The organism is Sphaerochaeta sp., assembly GCF_050178175.1.
Lineage (GTDB): Bacteria > Spirochaetota > Spirochaetia > Sphaerochaetales > Sphaerochaetaceae > Sphaerochaeta.
In genome coordinates, this window is sequence record NZ_JBFXGH010000039.1 from 1 (window position 1) to 18159 (window position 18159).

Sequence of the window (18159 nt, forward strand, 5' to 3'; positions counted from 1 at the left end):
GTGAATCATTGATCATTGCCCTGCTCATCACACAGTTTGTGGCATTCCCTTCTGCACTTGCCTACTCAGCCTTTGGGAAGAAAGTGGGAGTTCGCAAAGCCCTGGAGATTGCAATCGGCGCTTATGCAATCATCGCCATCCTTGGATACTTCATGAGTGAGCCTCTCCATTTCTATCTGCTTGCTGTGTGTATCGGGCTGTTCCAGGGAGGCATCCAGGCACTCAGCAGGTCATACTATACTCGCCTTATCCCGAAACAACGGTCGGCCCAGTTCTTTGGGTTTTTCAATATGCTCGGTAAATTTGCTGCAATCATCGGGCCACTGCTCATGGGAGTTGTCACATTGGTTACCGGAGACTCGAGAAATGGAATTGTTTCACTGGTCTTGCTCTTCATTGGTGGGTATATACTGCTCAGGCTAGTTGATGAGGAGAAGGGAAAGAAGGAGTTGGAGGCATTCCTCAAGAAGATCAACTGACAACCTGCTTTACTAAGCTTGTATGGTATGGTATGACTGTAACAGAATCTGAAAGGAATACCCATGCAACTTGTCCAAGAAAATAAAATGGGGGTCAAACCGATCCCCTCTCTCGTTTTGTCCATGTCTTTTCCCATCATGCTCAGCATGTTGGTGCAAGCACTCTATAATATTGTAGACAGTATGTTTGTCTCTCACTACAGTCAGCAAGCACTGACTGCTGTTACCCTTGCATTCCCTATGCAGAACCTGCTTATCGCAGTAAGTGTTGGGACCTCTGTGGGGGTCAACTCACTGCTTTCCAGGAAACTGGGGGCAAAGGACATATCTGCTGCTCGAAAAGCTGCAGGGAATGGACTCACACTCTCCGTGATCAGTTGGGGTTTTTTTGCGCTTATAGGCCTGTTTCTCTCCAAGACCTTCGTTGAGTTCTTCAGCAATGATACAGAGCTCATTGCCATGGGGAACCAGTACATCTCCATCTGCCTGATCTTCTCACTCGGCTTGTTCATTGATATCACCTGTGAAAGGATCCTGCAGGGAACAGGTGATACATTCCACCCCATGATCATCCAGAGTACCGGGGCAATTGTAAACATCATCCTTGACCCCATCCTGATCTTCGGCCTGTTTGGCATGCCGAGGATGGGGATTATGGGAGCCGCCATTGCTACGGTCTTCGCCCAACATGTCTCTGCCGCTCTCGCTGTATACTATGTACGGAGAAACAAGGAGATTGTACTGAAGAAAGCCTCCTTCCGTCTCGAGAAGCAAACCGTCAAGGATATCTATGCAGTAGGGATTCCCACCATCATCATGCAAGCGATCGGGACCATCCTTATTACCAGCTTGAACAAGATCCTTATAGGGTTCTCCACCGCGGCAGTGGCGGTTTTTGGTATCTACTTCCGCTTGCAATCGTTCATATTCATGCCAGTATTTGGCTTGAACACCGGTATGATACCAGTGATCGGGTACAACTATGGAGCAAGAAAACCAAAACGGATAACAACAACCATCAAGGTAGGTTTGATCGTTGCTGTAACCATCATGGGGATTGGTACAGCCCTATTTATCCTGTTCCCCCATGTATTGCTGAGCTGGTTCAACGCAACACCGGAGATGGTGGAGATCGGCATAGTTGCAATGCAACGTATCAGCCTGGGATTCACTTTGGCAGGAGTCAGTATTGTCCTGATTGCACTCTTCCAGGGAATGGGCTATGGATACCTGTCTATGATCAACTCGGTAACACGACAGCTGGTATTCCTGCTTCCAGCAGCCTACCTTCTGGGAAGATTTGTAGGACTCGATGCCCTGTGGTATTCATTCTTCATCGCCGAGATAGCATCCTTCAGTTTGACCCTCTACTTCTTCTGGAAGATCTACAAGACGAAGATCAAGACCATGACTACGTAAGAGATCATCCTCCCGATTCACGTGAACCGGGATAGGCATGCAATCCTGAAGATGCGCTATCGATATACTGTTGATCTGGATTGAAATATCGGGAACTCAAACCATTACGAGATTTCAGACCAACTATATGTTCAGTCTTTTCAAGGAAGATGTGTCACAGGAAGATATCATTACTCGATTCCAATTACATTGAAACAGAATCAGGGAAAACCTATAGTATTCCTGTGAAACAGATCAAATCAAGTTTAATGCAACGTGCATTATTGCTGAAAGGCCAGTTGACAGCAATCTACTATGCATCAAAGGACAAGAGGATGCCTTTACTCCCGAAGGTGTTGGCTGGTTTTGTTCTACTCTACGCACTCAGTCCTATTGATCTCATTCCTGATTTCATTCCTGTCCTTGGATATCTGGATGATCTGATCATTCTCCCCGCATTGTTGGTGCTGACCATCAAGGGCATCCCCAACGAAGTGTTCAAGGATGCCCAGGATCAAGCAGAGCGCAAGCCAATTTCGTTGCCTAAGAACTGGAGCTTTTCCATTCTCTTCATTGGCATTTGGATACTGATTCTGTGGTTCATTGTGCGTAAGCTCACACAATGATGTCGGCCTTGTGAGCATATAATCAGTATATTACTTGATGTTCAGCTATTGCGATCCTGATTACTCGAAGAATTTTTGCGGAATCCGCATTTTTTCTTCGTACGTATCCTTCTCCATTGACTATGCATGCAAGAGTTAACACTATACAAGGCGATAGAAGAGAGAAAAGACCCCGGCATTTGGAGTCTTTTTTCTCTTTTATAAAGAACTATACGAACTGAAATTCCCTTATGGGATTACTCCCACTCGATAGTCCCAGGAGGTTTGCTCGTGATATCATAGAGTACTCGGTTGACTCCCTGTACCTCATTGCAGATCCTGGCTGAAGCGTGTTGGAGCACTTCAGGAGGAAAGCGGAACCAGTCAGCAGTCATGGCATCTTCACTGGTGACGGCACGCAGGGAGCACACCTCTTCGTAAGTGCGTTCATCCCCTTGGACTCCCACGCTCTTGACCGGAAGCAAACAAGCCAAGGCCTGCCAGATATCATCATACAGATTGGCTTTGCGAATCTCCTCGATGAAGATGGCATCAACATCACGCAGGGTATCCAGGCGCTCCTTGGTCACCTCGCCTACACACCTGACCCCAAGACCAGGACCGGGGAAGGGATGACGATTCACCATCTCTTCTGGAAGACCAAGTTCTCTTCCCAACGCCCTTACCTCGTCCTTGAACAGTTCACGAAGTGGTTCGAGCAGGTCCCATTTCAGATCTTCTGGTAATCCTCCCACGTTATGGTGGCTTTTGATGGTTGCAGAAGGACCACCGGAAGGGCTCTTGCTCTCGATTACATCTGGATAGAGCGTTCCTTGGGCGAGGAAGCTGATATCACCGGCCTTTCGCGCCTCATCATAGAAGGTATCGATGAATATCTTACCGATGATCTTCCGCTTTGCCTCAGGCTCAGTGACTCCCTTGAGTGCAGAGAGGAATGCATCCTCAGCATCAGCATATTGAAGACGGATATTATAGTGATCCCTGAACAGTTTCAGTACCATGTCCGCCTCTCCCTTGCGCAAGAGACCGTTGTTTACAAATACACAGACCAACTGGTCGCCGATCGCCTTATGGATAAGTACCGCTGCAACAGCAGAGTCGACCCCACCGGAGAGGCCACAGAGTACCTGTTTATCTCCGACTTTCTCACGAATCTCCTGTACCGCTGTGCTGATGAAGGAACCCATATCCCAGTCCTGGTTCGCCTTACAGACACCAAGGACAAAGTTCTGCAGAAATTGGTTTCCTTCCACCGTATGCACTACCTCGGGATGGAACTGCACTCCATAGAATTTCTTTTCATCATTCTCAATGACCGTGAATGGACAACTGGAAGTGCTGCCGGTCTGTATGAATCCCTCGGGAAGTGAGGCAACTGCATCACCGTGGCTCATCCAGAGGCGGGAGTTATCGCTGATCCCCTTAAGCAGGGAAGCTTCCCTCTTAAGCACGGTAAGGTCCGCGAAACCGTACTCACGTTTCAGGGGGCGCTCAACAGTCCCCCCATTCTGGATGCTCATCACCTGCAATCCATAGCAGATACCCAGGATGGGAATGCCCAGGTCATAGATCCCCTCATCTGGTCTGGGTGACCCTTCAGTGCGCACTGAAGAAGGGCCTCCACTGAAGATGATCCCTTTCGGTTTCATGGCTGCAAGTTCTGCTGCCTTGATGGTATAGGGAACAATCCGGCTATATACGTGCATATCACGTACTCGACGTGCAATCAACTGGCTGTATTGAGCCCCAAAGTCTAGCACAACGATGGTGTCATGGGGGAATTGTTGCATGTGCATTCCTCTCTGTTCAGGTATATTCGGAGTATATCGAAAAGCTTCGCCAATGGCTACCAAGCAAGTGAACTGACCGGGGGATACGCACGTTTCACCGCCGCCGATACCGCAAGGCCAAGCACGAAACCTACTGCACTCTGTGCGATGTTTCCAGGAATCTCAGCGGCAGCAACACTCACTGTGCTGACAAACAGAGCAGACAGTGCAAAATATCCAAGGGATACTGTTGCAATGCAGACGAAGGCTGCAAGGGCTTTCCTTCCCAAGGATACAGCAACATCTCCCTTCTTCTGGACGATCAAGGCAACCAGAAGCCCCTCCACTCCATGAACAACAAAGCTGATGGGAGCCCATTGGGCATACCCGCTGATCAGATCAGCAAGTGCCGTCCCAAGCCCGGCTGCAATGAACGCTGACCAGGGACCGAAGGTAAAAGCGATGAAGCAGATAGCTACATCACATAGATTCAGGTATCCTCTTGCGGTTGGGATACGCACAACCATCGTAAAGACCACCACCACTGCAGTCAGTACCGACACCATGGCAACTTTCAAAGCATTCCTGTTTCCCTGCATACACAGCCTCCTAAAAGAATATATTCGCAAACCAAAATGCCACTGGAATAATACACGAGAGAAGAAAATGGGTACATACATGTTGATATGCATCCAGGCTATGGTAACTGGTACGCCGCTCATCTCTCCCAAACCCACGCATCTCCAGACTCATGGCAAGGTTCGGGATGGATCTGAGCGCAACCACCAGTGCACTGGTAAGGGTCGGAACCAGATCCTTGAGCCGTTGGCCAAATTTCTTCTTTTTCTCATCCTCGGCTTCGCGTAGGCGATGAGACTCAGATATCTGGCTGAAACCATCAGCGATAAACGGGATATAGGTGAAGGCAAGCGTCACCACCAAACTGGCTTTATAAGGAAGATGATACCACCTCAAGGCAAGCATAACCTCATGCATAACCGTGGTGGCAAACAGCAGGGTGCACACGTAGGTGATACCGATAAAACGGCTCATCAATCTCAAGGCTTGATCCAAACCTTCAGCCGTGATCACGGTAAAACCACCAATGGACAACAGTGGAGATCCATCCCGTACATTGAATGGCATGAAAAGCACCATAAAAAGCAGCATCGGTGAAATGGAAACAAAGGTTCTCCATGCATGATGCCAACCCGCATTGGTAGAGCCTGACAGAATAACCAAGCCGACCACAAGGGAGAGATGCAGCAGGGAAACAGGGAGAAAGAACCAGATACACATCAGGAGCATCAACAGGAGTTTTGCACGTGGGTCAAATCGGTAGAGCCAACCCGTTCCTGCAATATACGTATTGGTCGTCATACTGCGCTCAGCCTCCCCTCCCCAATCGTATAGGAACGTTGAGCTACCTTGTCGGCAAATTGCCGGTCATGAGTGATGAGCAGGATTCCTGCCCCATTGTGGCGTAAGTGGGCAATGATGGAAAGCGCACTCTGATAAGTCAAGGCACTGTCGAGTTCATCTAAAATATAGAAGGGACGGTCAAGAAGATAGTACACTGCTGCCTGGAGTGCCTTACGCAGTGGATAGCTCATGGTAGTGGGGGTATCCTCAAGGTCGAGGGAGAACAGTTCAGCACAAGCAGCTACCTGCTTCCCTACTTCCTTTCTGGACAGATCGGAGCGACGTTTCAGAGACCAGGAAAGCTCTTCTGCAACCGTAGGAAGGAAGATTTGCAGGTCAGGACTCTGGAATAAGTAGCCTACCCGTTTGGAGAGCTGTTTCCCCTCATATGGTTTTCCGTCAATGGCAATCTGCCCGGATAGGGGAGTATCCAAGCCACAGAGCAAGCGACTGAAGGAACTCTTGCCGCTACCGTTTGGGCCAACAAGGGTTACCAACTCTCCACTTTGCAGTTGGAATTGGGGTACTTCCAACGTAAAATGTTTACTTTCGGCAGTACTCACCCTGCTCCGCTCGGCCTGGAGAGACAGACAAGAGAGTATTCGTCTTTGAGAAGGCAATACAGGGTCCCTTTCCAATGGGCTGGGAAGGTCATCACCACAGAGGTACGCAAAGCGAGGAAGCAAGGAGTTTGTTTCACCTTTTACAATGACTCCCTCATCGAGCAAGAGAACCTGGTCATAAAGGTCATCGAACTCACCAAGATACCGGCTCGCAAGCACCAGCACCGTCTTGTTGCTCGTTGCTATCAAGTCCTTAAGCTGGTCTCTCCAATGTTGGTCCAGATCATCGAAGGCTTCATCCAGCAACCAGAAGGAAGCATCAATAGCCTGCATCGTGGCAAGGAGCACCCGTTTGCGTTCTCCTCCACTGAGTTCCTGTTCACTACTGGTTCTTAAATCCTGAAGTCCCCAGTGTGTGATTGCTTCCTCAATTCGCACCTTCATGGTTGCTCTATCCATGCCCATCGACTCAAGGGGAAATGCAATTTCTTCCTCGACTGAGGTAGCTACAAACTGCTCTTGGGGGTTCTGGGAGACATAGGTGCACACTGGCAGGAGATCCCAGGGATCCAAATCCCCAAGTGATTTTCCATAGAGACGTATCTCACCATTCATTTCTCCTGGAAAATATTTGGGGCAGACCCCACAAATGATCTTGGCGAGCGTAGTCTTCCCCCTGTTGAAGGGAGCAAGCAAGAGGGTCTTGCTTCCCGAGGGAATCTGCAGGGAGAGCCCACGAAAGAGTGGCTCATTCTGTTTTCCTGTCCATGACTTGTAGGTGAAAGAGAGGTGCTCTATGGAGAGTGCGTTGATCATGGTCACCCTTAGACTTGGCCGGGAAGTTCGTCAAACCGTTTGGCGATGGCCCCATAGACCGTTTCATGAAGCGTAGCAAGCTCTTCAGCGCTCAGCTTGTCAGTGTAGATTGGCTTTCCAATGGAGACATAAGCGTGAACACGCCTAAAGCCATGCAACTGTTCCAAACCAGCACGCAACCCCTTGATGGTCATGGGCACGATGACCGATTTTGAGCGGGTCGCGAGTTTCAGACTCCCTTTTTTCATTTCTCCGATGCTCCCACTCTTGCTTCTTGTTCCCTCAGGGAAGATCAACATACTTTTCCCACTCTTGAGAAGTTCTACACCACTGCGAATAGCATTGATGGCATCATGAGGACTGATTCGGTTGATAAAAACACAGTCCAAAGCATAACACCAGAGATTGATGACAGGAATCCGCCTAACTTCTGCCTTTGCCATGACGGATGCCCAAAGATTGACCGGCCCTACAATGGCAGCTATGTCGAGCATGCTCTGATGGTTTGCCATGTAGCATACTGACTGCTGCGGTGGAAGATTTTCCTTTCCATCAACATGGACCTTGATCCCTAAAAAGAAAATGATGGAACTGCCAATAAAGTGCCCACAAGCACGTAAATATCGATCGCCTGCTTTTCTGAAGCCAAGGAGACGTAACAGGTACCCAAGAGGAAATGCATACACAAGGGAAAGCGTTATAATTGGGATCACAAACAATCCTGCAAATGCTATGCGTATCTTCTTCATGCATACCCCTCCTGCTAAGAAAAGTCCTGTGTCTTGTAGAGTCTTGCATACTGGCCATCAGCTTCAAGCAACTCCTCATGGGTTCCAGACTCTACCAGTCTACCCCCATCAAGGACCAAGATGCAATCTGCATGTTTGACGGTGGTCAGACGATGGGCGATGACAATAGCTGTACGACCCTTGGACAGTCGGTGGAAGGCTTCATTGATCAGCTCTTCGCTTTCTGTATCCAAGCTGCTGGTTGCCTCATCAAATATGAGAATCTGAGGATTTTTCAGGAATACCCGTGCAATGGAAATTCGTTGTTTCTGCCCACCTGAGAGCAACGTACCCCTCTCCCCTACCTGGGTATCGAGTCCAAGTGGAAGTGAACGGACAAAATCTCCCAGGTTTGCTGCATCCAGCGCAAGCCAGAGCTGCTCATCGGTTGCATCAACCTTTCCGTACTTCAAGTTCTCCCGAATTGTGTCATCGAAGAGGAAAACATTCTGCTGGACAAACCCTATATTCTGCCTGAGTGAGTGCTGGGTCAGTTCCCGAATATCTTGCCCATCAATCATCACCTTGCCTTCACTGGGCTCATAGAAGCGGGGTATCAAGCTGGCAAAGGTACTTTTCCCAGCTCCTGATTCGCCTACCAATGCATAGGTAGAACCGCCGGGAACCGTGATATCCACATCCTTGAGGATCACCTCTGAAGAGTTTTCATAGGAGAATGAGACATGGTCGAACCTGACCGTACCCTTCAGGATTTTCAGGCTCTTTGCATCCTTCACATCCTGGATGTCCGGGTGCTCATCCATTACCTGGGTGAATCGCTCAAAGCTTGCCATGCCTTGCTGCAGTTGCTCAGTGAAGTTGATCAGGCGGTCAATGGGAGGGAGCACCACACCAACATAGAGGATGAAGGTGACCAAATCATAGGACTGAACCTTTCCCATGAATATCAGCAACGTTCCACCGGCGATGGTACAGAAGTAGTAGAGCTCCCGGAAGAACCCCAAGATGGAGTGATAACTTCCCATCACCTTGTACTGTTCCATCTTGCTGTCACGCAGGATATCATTGACGTGGTTGAACTTGGCTTCTTGGTAGGACTCACGGCCATATGATTTGACCTCTCTGATTCCCATCAAGGAGTTTTCTACATTGCTGTTCACGTCAGCAACGGTTCGCCGTACACGGCGGAAGGTTGCCTTCATGCGTATTCCATAATACATCCCGTAGAACACCATGATCGGCAGGGGTATGAGGGAAACCAGGGCAAGCGGAACACTGTAGCTGAACATAAGGATGTAAGAACCCAGAATGGTAGCAACACTGATGATCAAATCCTCGGGAGCATGGTGAGCCATCTCGGTGATCTGGAACAAATCATTGGTAATACGACTCATCATATGCCCGGTCTTGGTCCTGTCAAAGAACCCGAAGGAGAGTTTTTGCAAGTGACCGAACAACTCGCTTCGCATATCGGTCTCCATCTTCACCCCAAGGATATGCCCCCAGGTTACCCGTATATACTGACAGATTGCCTGCAGTATGTAGATGAGAAGCATGAAGCCAAAAATGATGACCATATTCTTCAGATTCTGGTTAGGAATCTCCACCCTGAGCAGTTGCCTGGTCAAGGTAGGAAATAGAATCGAAAGGATTGAAGCAAAAATTGCCACCCCCATATCAAGGAAAAACAATCCCTTGTATGGACGATAGTAGGCGATGAACCGTTTGAGCATGCTACTTGTTTCTCCTGAACAACCGGGTGAAGAAATTCTGTTTCTTCTTCGGTTGGGGGGTCTCCTGCTTCTGGACAACAGTCGGCTTGGGGGTGGGGTCTTTTCTTACAGGACGCTCCCTCCTTACAGGAGGCTGGCTCTTTTTGGCCCCAGGGGATCCTTCCGGGATCTGGCCACCTTCACTCTTGTACTGCTGCTTGTAGTAGGACAATCGCTCCTCAAGCGAAAGATTCTGGATCTCTGCGTAGCTCTTGGAACCTGAACGATGACGTCTTTGAGGCTCCTGTGCCCTCTCCCGTCTTTCAGGTCTTGGGCTTCTGGGCTTGTTGTCTCGCTCGTCTTTTGCACGCTTTGGACGGCCAGATGATTGTGGTTTCCCTCTTCTAGGGGGTCTGGACCCACCACGGGAAGGTTTTGCCCCACTTCCAGGTCCGCGACCCGGACGCCCACCATACTCGTCATCCCTTACCAAGTCCCTGAAGGAGTATGAGGCACTCTTGTCCTCGACAGGCTCAAGGTCGCCCTCTTCAGGCCAGATTACCGGGATTTTCATCTGTATGAAGTTCTCTACTGCTTCCAAATTGAATACATACTCTTCATCTGCGAAAGTAATGGATTTTCCACTCTTGCCGGCACGGGCTGTACGGCCGATACGGTGGACGTAGTTCTCAAAATCATCAGGGATGTCGTAGTTGACTACCAGTTCCAAGTCATCAATCTGCAACCCGCGGGCTGCAACATCAGTTGCCACAAGAAATCTAATCTTGCCTTCCTTCATGCGGTCGATTGTCTGCAACCGCTTTGATTGTGGAAGGTCTCCCATCAGGTACTTGGTCGGGTATCCGTTCAGGGAGAGCCTCTTGGAGACCTCAATGCATCGTGCCTTGGTGTTGGTGAATACCAGACAGTTTTCTGGATTCTCTTTTTTCAGGAGTTGCAAAAAGAGGGAGAATTTCTCATCCTTCGCAACATGGAACAACTCCTGGGTGATTGCCTTGACGGTGATTTCCTCAGGATTAACCTCAATCTCAGCTGGTTCATTCATGAACGACCAGGCAAGGTTGCGGACCTTTGTACTGAGCGTTGCTGAGAACAACATGGTCTGTCGTTCTGTGCAATCACGAAGCAAGCTGAACATCTTCTGGATATCGGGATAGAAACCCATATCAAACATCCGGTCTGCCTCATCAACGACAAAGATGTCAAATTCTCTGAAGTCGATCTTATGCATCTTCTGGTAGTCAAGAATTCGGCCGGGGGTACAGACAAAGATATCACACCCCTTCTCCAGGATTTCATCCTGCTTCCCGTATCCTACACCTCCAAAAAAACTTCCGATGGTGAGGTCTTCGATACCAGATCCCAGGCGGATGGTATCTTCCTCAATCTGAACAGCCAATTCACGGGTTGGAGCAACAATCAATGCCTTGGGTTTGCCCTTTCCAGCCTTTATGGCCTGGACAAACGATTCAAGGATCGTCAACACATACACTGCGGTTTTTCCGCTTCCAGTCATTGACTGGACCATGACATCACGACGAGAGAGGCTTATGGGGAGTACTTTTTCCTGTACGTTGGTACAGTCACGAAAGCCCGCAGTCTCGATGCCTTTGAGCACTTGCTCACTTAAGGGTAATTCGGTAAATTTCATTCGTTCTATATTTCGCCTTTATATGTAATTGCAGTATTTGCAATAAGAGAGGTTCTTTTTTTAAACCTTATAACAGTAAGATAGAGGAAATTAAAAGCCTTGTCCACCTCTAGAAAAAGTGAACAGCATATTCATGATGAAAGATCACAACCAATAGTGGATTGTGCTTTCTTGGTTTCCATCTGATACCAACAGCCTATACCTGGAATTCTTCCCTCCGGAAAGGAGGAAAACGGTCAATCCTCCAGTTCCCACTGCCTGACAAGACTACTGATCTCAAGGGTTACAGTATAAGTCTTTCCCACCATGTTTCCATTGACGTATGAAATAGGCATTGCAGCCATGCTGGTCGCGGAGATGAACAGCTCATCATAGAAACCACCAACCACTTTTTTCACAGAAGGTGCTTCGTAGCGTATCTGCAAACCCAACAGCTTTGCTGCCTTGATAACCCGATCCCGGGTGATACCCAGCAATACCTTCTCATCTGGTGCGGTGAAAAGCTGCCCATCCTTGATTGCAAAGAAGTTGGAACGTGTCCCCTCCAGGATTTTCTGTTCATCGTCAACCAGGAGTGCTTCGAAACATCCCTGTCTCCTGGCTTCTTCCAGGGCAAGATAGTTCAAGAGAAGATTCCCCGTCTTTGCGCCAGGAAACAGTCTCTCCCCTTCATACGTAAGTGATTTCACCCCTCCTGTATAGAAGGATTCTGGATAGGTCAGTATCTCACTCGTGGTGATGAACAGGTGTGGTTGCTTGCCTCCATAGATCTGGATTCTCAGCGATGCTTTCTCAACCAGATCCACCTCGATCAGGGCATGTACCCAGGTGCCGATCTCTTCCCGACTGAACGGATAGTCAAGATGTATAAGATTTGCAGAGTTCTCAAGCCTCAGGAGGTGGTCCCCCAGATGGACAGGGTGTGCCTGGATGACCCTGAGGGACTCATACACATAAAACCCTGACTGGATTTCTCTTTGGGTTACCGGTACTACTGCCTCACTCTGCAATATGATTTTTCCGTTGTAAACGGCATGTTCTCCAACCATTTGGTTCTCTTCTCCTAGGGGTACTTGATCAATTCACGGGGTTTGCTCCCATTGGGTGGGCCAACATAGCCCAGCTCTTCCATCTGTTCAACCATACGGGCAGCGCGGTTGTACCCTATCTTCAGACGTCTCTGCAGATAGGAGGCTGAAGCACACTTGCGTTCAACAACAATCGCGAGGGCTCTCTCCATCAACTCCTCATCATCGTTTGAATCGGCACCATCATCATCACTGCTCTCACTTGCCTTTTGCTCATCGTCCTCGAAGAATGACTCATCGATATATTCAGGTTCACCTTGCGAGCTTACAAACGCGACCACCTGTTCCACTTCATTGTCACTGAGGAAGGAGCCCTGTATCCGTTCGGTTGCAGGGCTGCTGCTGGACATATAGAGCATATCACCCTTTCCTAGCAGCTTGTCTGCCCCAGGTTCATCCAGGATGATTCGGCTATCGGTTGAGCTGGTAACAGCAAAGGCAATACGGGTTGGAATATTGTTCTTGATCACGCCGGTGATGACATCAACAGAAGGGCGCTGGGTAGCCAGGACCAAGTGGATACCCACCGCCCGGCTCATGGCAGCAAGACGACTGACCTTGCTCTCCATATCCTTGCCGACAAGATGCATCAAATCTGCAAATTCATCGATAACCACCAGGATATAGGGAAGCTTCTCTCGTGCAAGACGGCTCGTCTCTATCTTCTCATTGTATCCGATGATATTCCTGACACTTAATGCTTGCAGCAGTTTGTACCGCCTATCCATCTCATAGAGACAGAAATCAAGTGCCTTCAGGGTCTTTTTCGCATCAGTGATGACGGGAGTGAGCAGGTGGGGAATCCCATTATAGATATTCAACTCTACAATTTTTGGATCGACCAGGATCATCCTTACCTGCTTTGGACTCCGCTTGAATAGAACCGAACATATCAGGGAATTCACACAGACACTCTTCCCACTTCCGGTACTACCGGCGATCAGGAGATGTGGTGCCTTGACCACATCAACAACCACGGGATCCCCCATCAGGCTGCGCCCCAAGACCATGGGGATACCCAATGATTCAGTCAACGAGGGGAGCATTTCACGGAAACCGATGATATCCCGCTTGATATTGGGGATCTCGACACCCACAGCAGATTTCCCAGGAATGGGTGCCACGATACGGACCTGGGTGGCAGCAAGTGCGAGGGCAATGTTGTCAGAAAGGTTCACGATTGAATTCACCCGCACCCCAGGGGCAGGAAGCAACTCAAACATGGTGACCGTGGGACCACGTACAATATTGGTCAATTCTGCATTTACATTGAACTGTTCAAGTGTTGCAACCAGGAGCTTTCCTTGGTTGACCGTCTGTTCATCGACCACATCACCAATCTGTGGATAGGTAACCAGGATGGATTCATCAGGATACTGATACGTGATGCGCTTTCGGTTGATCAGGGCACTTCCCTCACTTCTGGAAGAGAGACCACCCACCCCGCTGGCACTCTCCAGAGGATCCTCTTCATGCTCATTGCGCTCTGTCTTGACTGTTTCTCCTACCAGTTCACCACCACTGATCGGCTGGGCAGTACTCTTGGGCGCAAAACCAGGTTCTGGTGTCATCTCAGGTTCTGGAGTGGTAGGAAGTGGCGATCCTGTCTTTGGTTGATTGGGGCGGAAGAAGGAATCATCCACTTCCCGATTGGTTGGGCGATCCTCCTTTTCTCTTGGTTCATACCGGACTGAGAGAATACGCTCCCTGATATTCATATGCTGAGAGGGTGTGGTAGGAGGATCTTCCTTCTTTCCTTGTTGCTCCTCCACGGCTTGAGCAAGCATGCTCTTTACCCGGCCCTGGGGTTCATTCCTTCGTGCATTGTTCTTTCTGGGTGCCTTCCCTACCGCTTCCAAAGCACCCTGCAGGAACCCAGAGAGTTGAACAGGCTCTTTATTCGGTTTTTCGTCTTTTTTTTGCAGTGGATGTGCTTCAGCCTCTTTTTTCCGGGCTTCCAGTTCTTTCTGTTTTCTCTCCAGGTAAGTTAACCCATTATTTCGTTTTCGCTCTTCTCCAAGGGTATGCAGCGCTCCAATGCTCACCTTTCCCACCTGCATCTCCTTCACCGCGATTGTATCTTCCTGCGGTGTTTTTCGGTCACTCGGGGTACGCTTTTTAGACAGACTCCCCAAGGAAGGAACCTCGGCAATAGGGGGAAAAACAACCTGGTGATCTGCAAAACTTACCCCTTCAAGATCCTCTTCGGCTTCTATGGGTTTCTTGCTGAGGGTAATGGTTTCCTCTTCGTCCTCAGGGAGTTCCTGATTTTTGGGACTTCGTCCCTTCTTGTCATCATGTTTCTCTTTCTTGCCCTTGCCCATATCCGCCTTGGCTACCGTGTACCGTTTCATACCATCCCCGATTAAGGTGAGAATGACAAAGAGTGCCATTTCGGCAAAGAAGATAAGTATCACACGGAATGATGCGCTACGCAGATCTTCGGGTATGGTTCGTATGAGGATAGGGCGAGTACTTCCCTGCATAAGATGGCTGAGGGAATAGAGTGTATAGGCCATGATTCCGGTAAGAGGGATCAACACATAGAGAAAGCGATTTTTGACTCTGAAGGTAAAAATCATGATTGTCCAGAGAGCAAGCAGTACAGCAAGTGGGATCAGAGAAAAGGGTGCTGGGGAAACGGTAAAGGAGAAGAAACGATCAAGCAGGGAGCTTGCCCAGGTAACTACGCTGAGTTCAATTCCGAGATGCGGCAAAACTTCCAACGCACCTACCAATAGCGTCAACAAGAGGCAAACCACCCCTGCAACAAGAGAACCTGTCCCTCTACCTTCCTTCACAACTCGCTCCTTTCCAGGTAAACACCCTTGCCTTCAAATGGTATCAAATCTTTGTGAGAACGCAAAGCGTGCGATTTGCATCCAATCGGGGAACCGTGAGAGGGATAAACTGTGCACTCCACCTACTTCTACATTGAGATGCAACTTGGCCCAGCTCAGTTTCAACCTGGCCTGGCACGCCTTTGTATGCACAAACTACACCACCAGCATTGAGGATGGGCTCCACAAGATCAAGGATTTCCACCAAAGGTCGGAAAGCCCGGAAGGTAATCACATCGAACCTCCTGCGTACCTGTTTCAAGTCCTGGGAGACAATCTGCACCCGTTCAGAGAGACCGGTCGCTACAAGGGCGTTTCGCAAAAAATTCACTCTCCTCTCCATCCGTTCCACCAAGGTGAAGGAATAAGTTCCCAGAGCTATTGCCAGGGGAATCCCGGGCAGGCCCGCACCCGAACCAAGATCTGCAAAGCAGGGATTCTCATACTGCCCTGCGATTTCCCTGATTGGAGAGACTGCAGCCAGACTATCGAAAATATGGCGGATGACCAACGCTTCTCCCTCAGCTCCAACCAACTTGTAGACTGGATTGAAAAGCTCCACCTCTGCAATATACCGCTGCAATTGGAGCAACTGTTCATCGGACCATACCAGTTGCATGGCATCAAGCCCTTCTTGTATCAAGGCAGCATACTTACCGCTCACGGTTTCCTCCCCCTATCCAGATGAACGATCAAGAGGGCGATGTCACTATTACGTACGCCGCTGATCCTGGAGGCCTGTCCCACTGAGATCGGCATCACTCTTTTGAGCTTCTCCTTGCCCTCTGCACTGAGGCCATCCAATGCATCATAATTGAAATCCTGACTGATATGGAGACCCTCCAGTTTCTCAAATCGGTTGATCTGTCGCTCTTGGCGGTTGATATAGCCTTCATATTTCACATCCAGTTCCACCTGGTAACGAATCGGCTCCTCAAAGGCAGAGAGTTCTGGGATCGTTTCCTGGAGACTGGCCATCGTCACTTCAGGCATCTTGAGTGCCAGTATCGCACTCTTTTCGCCTATCTTCCGTTGACGGAGCAGATCCTTCACCGTTTCCATCTTCTCCATTTTCAGCTGAAGACGGGAGAGGCTCTCCTCAGACTGCAAACCTACACGGAGCCCTTTCTCGGTAAGGCGCTGGTCGCAGTTGTCATGACGAAGATTAAGCCGATATTCTGCTCTGCTGGTAAACATGCGGTAGGGTTCCTTGGTCCCCATGGTTACCAGGTCATCAATAAGGACCCCAGTGTAGGCTTCATTACGGCTGAGCACCAGCGGTTCCTCACCCTTGAGCTTCTGCGCGGCATTGATTCCAGCCATCAATCCCTGGCAGGCAGCCTCCTCATACCCACTGGTACCATTTGTCTGGCCTGCAATGAACAGATTCTCAACCAGTTTGCTCTCCAAGGAAGGGAACAGGGCTTGGGGATCGATGAAATCATATTCGACAGCATAGGCTGGACGCATGATCTGGGCATGCTCCAAGCCTGCAATACTGTGGACAAAGTCCCACTGCACATCTTCAGGAAGGGAGGAAGAGATACCATTAAGATACATCTCCTCTGTCCCGATACCCTCAGGTTCCACAAAGATCTGGTGCCTGTCACGATCGGGGAATCGTACCACCTTGTCTTCAATGGAAGGACAATAGCGAGGTCCGGTACCAACAATCTTTCCCCCATAGAGGGGAGAGCGATGGATATTATCCTTAATGATTGTGTGGGTTTTCTCATTGGTCCAGGTGATGTAGCAAGGAACCTGGGGCCGTTTGATGCTGTCGTAATCAAAACTGAAGGGCATCATAGGCTCTTCCCCATCCTGCAACTCCATCTTGTCAAAATCCAGGGAGGACTTACGTACCCTGGCAGGGGTGCCGGTCTTCAACCTCCCCACCGGGAAACCCTTTTTCCTGAGATTCGTACCCAACCCAATGGCAGCCGGCTCATCCAAGCGACCGTTGGGTGCATCATACTCTCCTATGAAAATTCTTCCTTCCATGAAGGTTCCTGTGGTAAGGACGACTACCCTTGCAGAGATGGTATGCCGCCTTTCGGTGATTACTCCCACGATGCGCTTGCCGGTTGCATCGAGTTGGAGGTCGACAACCGTGTCCATGAACAAGGAAAGGTTGTGTTCACGCTCCAGTGTTTCCTTGGCGAGCCGTGCGTAGGTGAACTTGTCAGCCTGGGCACGGGGAGCCTGTACAGCAGGGCCGCGTCTCCTGTTGAGTATGCGGTACTGTATCATGGAGTGGTCTATCAGGTGGGCCATCTCACCACCCAGGGCATCAACTTCCCTGACGATATTTCCCTTGGAGAGCCCACCGATTGCCGGATTGCACGACAAACGCCCGATTGCATCGAGGTTCTGTGTGACCAAGAGCGTCCTGTATCCTATTCTGGAGAGAGCCAAGGATGCCTCGATACCGGCATGCCCTCCTCCCACTACGATTGCATCATAATCCATATATTATTTTCCTACACAAAATCCACTGAAGATCGTCTCAAGAATATCAGAGGGGGTAACCTCACCGGTCAACTGCCCAAGATTGTCCAACGCCTCTCCCAGCTCTACGGCGGTTATATCCAACGGGATATCCTCATCCACCAGTTCAAGCGCTCGAATAAGCGCCACTTCGCTTGCATTCAAGAGTTGGTATTGTCGCTCCGATTCAATGATCAGGAGTTCATCACCACTGACAGAGAATCCACTGGTCAGGCGCGTGGAGATCTCATGGAGCAAACGATCCACTCCTTCCCCACTTTGGGCACTGATAGCCAACTTCCCCTGAGGTGGCTTTGCAAGATCACTTTTGTTGTAGACCACCAAGGTCCGTTCATCCTCTTCTGGTACGTGCCCCATCATGGTGCTGTCAACAAGAAATACCACCAGGTCGGCCTGACCAATAAGGCGTTCTGTTCGTCTAATGCCTTCACTCTCAATACTGTCAGAGCTCTCCCTGAGTCCCGCTGTATCGTACAGACGAATCGGGATACCCTCGATCGATAGGTCGGCTTCTATA

The 18159-nt window shown here is 49.5% G+C and carries 15 protein-coding genes; 3 read left to right on the plus strand and 12 right to left on the minus strand.

The features are described 5' to 3' along the window. The 3 genes from AB7S66_RS06150 to AB7S66_RS06160 form a co-directional block, all read left to right on the plus strand. Positions 1 to 479: MFS transporter (locus tag AB7S66_RS06150; protein WP_428518578.1), on the plus strand; the 479-nt coding region annotated here is incomplete at its 5' end. 63 nt (positions 480 to 542) lie between these two features. Continuing rightward, positions 543 to 1898 (plus strand): MATE family efflux transporter, encoded by a 1356-nt coding sequence (locus tag AB7S66_RS06155; RefSeq protein WP_428518579.1) that lies wholly within the window; start codon positions 543 to 545, stop codon positions 1896 to 1898. A gap of 224 nt (positions 1899 to 2122) precedes the next feature. Further along, positions 2123 to 2503 (plus strand): YkvA family protein, encoded by a 381-nt coding sequence (locus tag AB7S66_RS06160; RefSeq protein WP_428518580.1) that lies wholly within the window; start codon positions 2123 to 2125, stop codon positions 2501 to 2503. Between the two features lie 236 nt (positions 2504 to 2739). Here the strand turns inward: AB7S66_RS06160 and guaA are convergent, their stop codons facing one another. From guaA to AB7S66_RS06220, 12 genes are all read right to left on the minus strand, one after another. Then, positions 2740 to 4293 carry a glutamine-hydrolyzing GMP synthase gene (gene guaA / locus AB7S66_RS06165; protein ID WP_428518581.1) on the minus strand — a complete coding sequence of 518 codons (1554 nt, stop codon included), beginning with the start codon at positions 4291 to 4293 and terminating at the stop codon, positions 2740 to 2742. 56 nt (positions 4294 to 4349) lie between these two features. Further along, positions 4350 to 4871, minus strand: a complete 522-nt coding sequence (locus AB7S66_RS06170; RefSeq protein ID WP_428518582.1) for an ECF transporter S component — start codon at positions 4869 to 4871, stop codon at positions 4350 to 4352. Positions 4872 to 4881: 10 nt separating this feature from the next. Beyond that, positions 4882 to 5652: an energy-coupling factor transporter transmembrane component T family protein gene (locus tag AB7S66_RS06175; protein ID WP_428518583.1), complete on the minus strand. Its 771-nt coding sequence runs from the start codon at positions 5650 to 5652 to the stop codon at positions 4882 to 4884. Beyond that, complete coding sequence (locus AB7S66_RS06180; protein WP_428518584.1) at positions 5649 to 7073, minus strand: ATP-binding cassette domain-containing protein; 1425 nt, start codon at positions 7071 to 7073, stop codon at positions 5649 to 5651. The genes AB7S66_RS06175 and AB7S66_RS06180 overlap by 4 nt, the downstream gene beginning before the upstream one ends. Before the next feature lie 8 nt (positions 7074 to 7081). Next, a complete protein-coding gene (locus AB7S66_RS06185) occupies positions 7082 to 7822 on the minus strand; it encodes a lysophospholipid acyltransferase family protein (RefSeq protein ID WP_428518585.1) in 741 nt (246 codons plus the stop codon). Between the two features lie 14 nt (positions 7823 to 7836). Further along, positions 7837 to 9555 carry an ABC transporter ATP-binding protein gene (locus tag AB7S66_RS06190; protein ID WP_428518586.1) on the minus strand — a complete coding sequence of 573 codons (1719 nt, stop codon included), beginning with the start codon at positions 9553 to 9555 and terminating at the stop codon, positions 7837 to 7839. Between the two features lies 1 nt (position 9556). After that, positions 9557 to 11206, minus strand: a complete 1650-nt coding sequence (locus tag AB7S66_RS06195) for a DEAD/DEAH box helicase (RefSeq protein WP_428518587.1) — start codon at positions 11204 to 11206, stop codon at positions 9557 to 9559. A 236-nt stretch (positions 11207 to 11442) separates the two neighbouring features. Beyond that, positions 11443 to 12255 (minus strand): aminotransferase class IV, encoded by an 813-nt coding sequence (locus tag AB7S66_RS06200; protein WP_428518588.1) that lies wholly within the window; start codon positions 12253 to 12255, stop codon positions 11443 to 11445. Between the two features lie 14 nt (positions 12256 to 12269). Continuing rightward, positions 12270 to 15095, minus strand: a complete 2826-nt coding sequence (locus AB7S66_RS06205) for a DNA translocase FtsK (protein WP_428518589.1) — start codon at positions 15093 to 15095, stop codon at positions 12270 to 12272. A gap of 43 nt (positions 15096 to 15138) precedes the next feature. Next, a complete protein-coding gene (gene rsmG, locus AB7S66_RS06210) occupies positions 15139 to 15798 on the minus strand; it encodes a 16S rRNA (guanine(527)-N(7))-methyltransferase RsmG (protein WP_428518590.1) in 660 nt (219 codons plus the stop codon). Further along, complete coding sequence (mnmG, locus tag AB7S66_RS06215) at positions 15795 to 17603, minus strand: tRNA uridine-5-carboxymethylaminomethyl(34) synthesis enzyme MnmG (protein ID WP_428518591.1); 1809 nt, start codon at positions 17601 to 17603, stop codon at positions 15795 to 15797. Before mnmG ends, rsmG begins: the two co-directional genes overlap by 4 nt. 3 nt (positions 17604 to 17606) lie before the next feature. Beyond that, a partial coding sequence (locus tag AB7S66_RS06220) for a GTPase (RefSeq protein ID WP_428518592.1) occupies positions 17607 to 18159 on the minus strand: 553 nt, incomplete at its 5' end.

What these genes read in the sequence shown, in the direction of transcription:
- AB7S66_RS06155 (WP_428518579.1), top strand. Translation starts at nt 543, where the DNA reads ATGCAACTTGTCCAAGAAAATAAAATGGGGGTCAAACCGATCCCCTCT.
- guaA (WP_428518581.1), bottom strand. Translation starts at nt 4,293, where the DNA reads ATGCAACAATTCCCCCATGACACCATCGTTGTGCTAGACTTTGGGGCT.
- AB7S66_RS06170 (WP_428518582.1), bottom strand. Translation starts at nt 4,871, where the DNA reads ATGCAGGGAAACAGGAATGCTTTGAAAGTTGCCATGGTGTCGGTACTG.
- AB7S66_RS06175 (WP_428518583.1), bottom strand. Translation starts at nt 5,652, where the DNA reads ATGACGACCAATACGTATATTGCAGGAACGGGTTGGCTCTACCGATTT.
- AB7S66_RS06180 (WP_428518584.1), bottom strand. Translation starts at nt 7,073, where the DNA reads ATGATCAACGCACTCTCCATAGAGCACCTCTCTTTCACCTACAAGTCA.
- AB7S66_RS06185 (WP_428518585.1), bottom strand. Translation starts at nt 7,822, where the DNA reads ATGAAGAAGATACGCATAGCATTTGCAGGATTGTTTGTGATCCCAATT.
- AB7S66_RS06190 (WP_428518586.1), bottom strand. Translation starts at nt 9,555, where the DNA reads ATGCTCAAACGGTTCATCGCCTACTATCGTCCATACAAGGGATTGTTT.
- AB7S66_RS06195 (WP_428518587.1), bottom strand. Translation starts at nt 11,206, where the DNA reads ATGAAATTTACCGAATTACCCTTAAGTGAGCAAGTGCTCAAAGGCATC.
- AB7S66_RS06200 (WP_428518588.1), bottom strand. Translation starts at nt 12,255, where the DNA reads ATGGTTGGAGAACATGCCGTTTACAACGGAAAAATCATATTGCAGAGT.
- mnmG (WP_428518591.1), bottom strand. Translation starts at nt 17,603, where the DNA reads ATGGATTATGATGCAATCGTAGTGGGAGGAGGGCATGCCGGTATCGAG.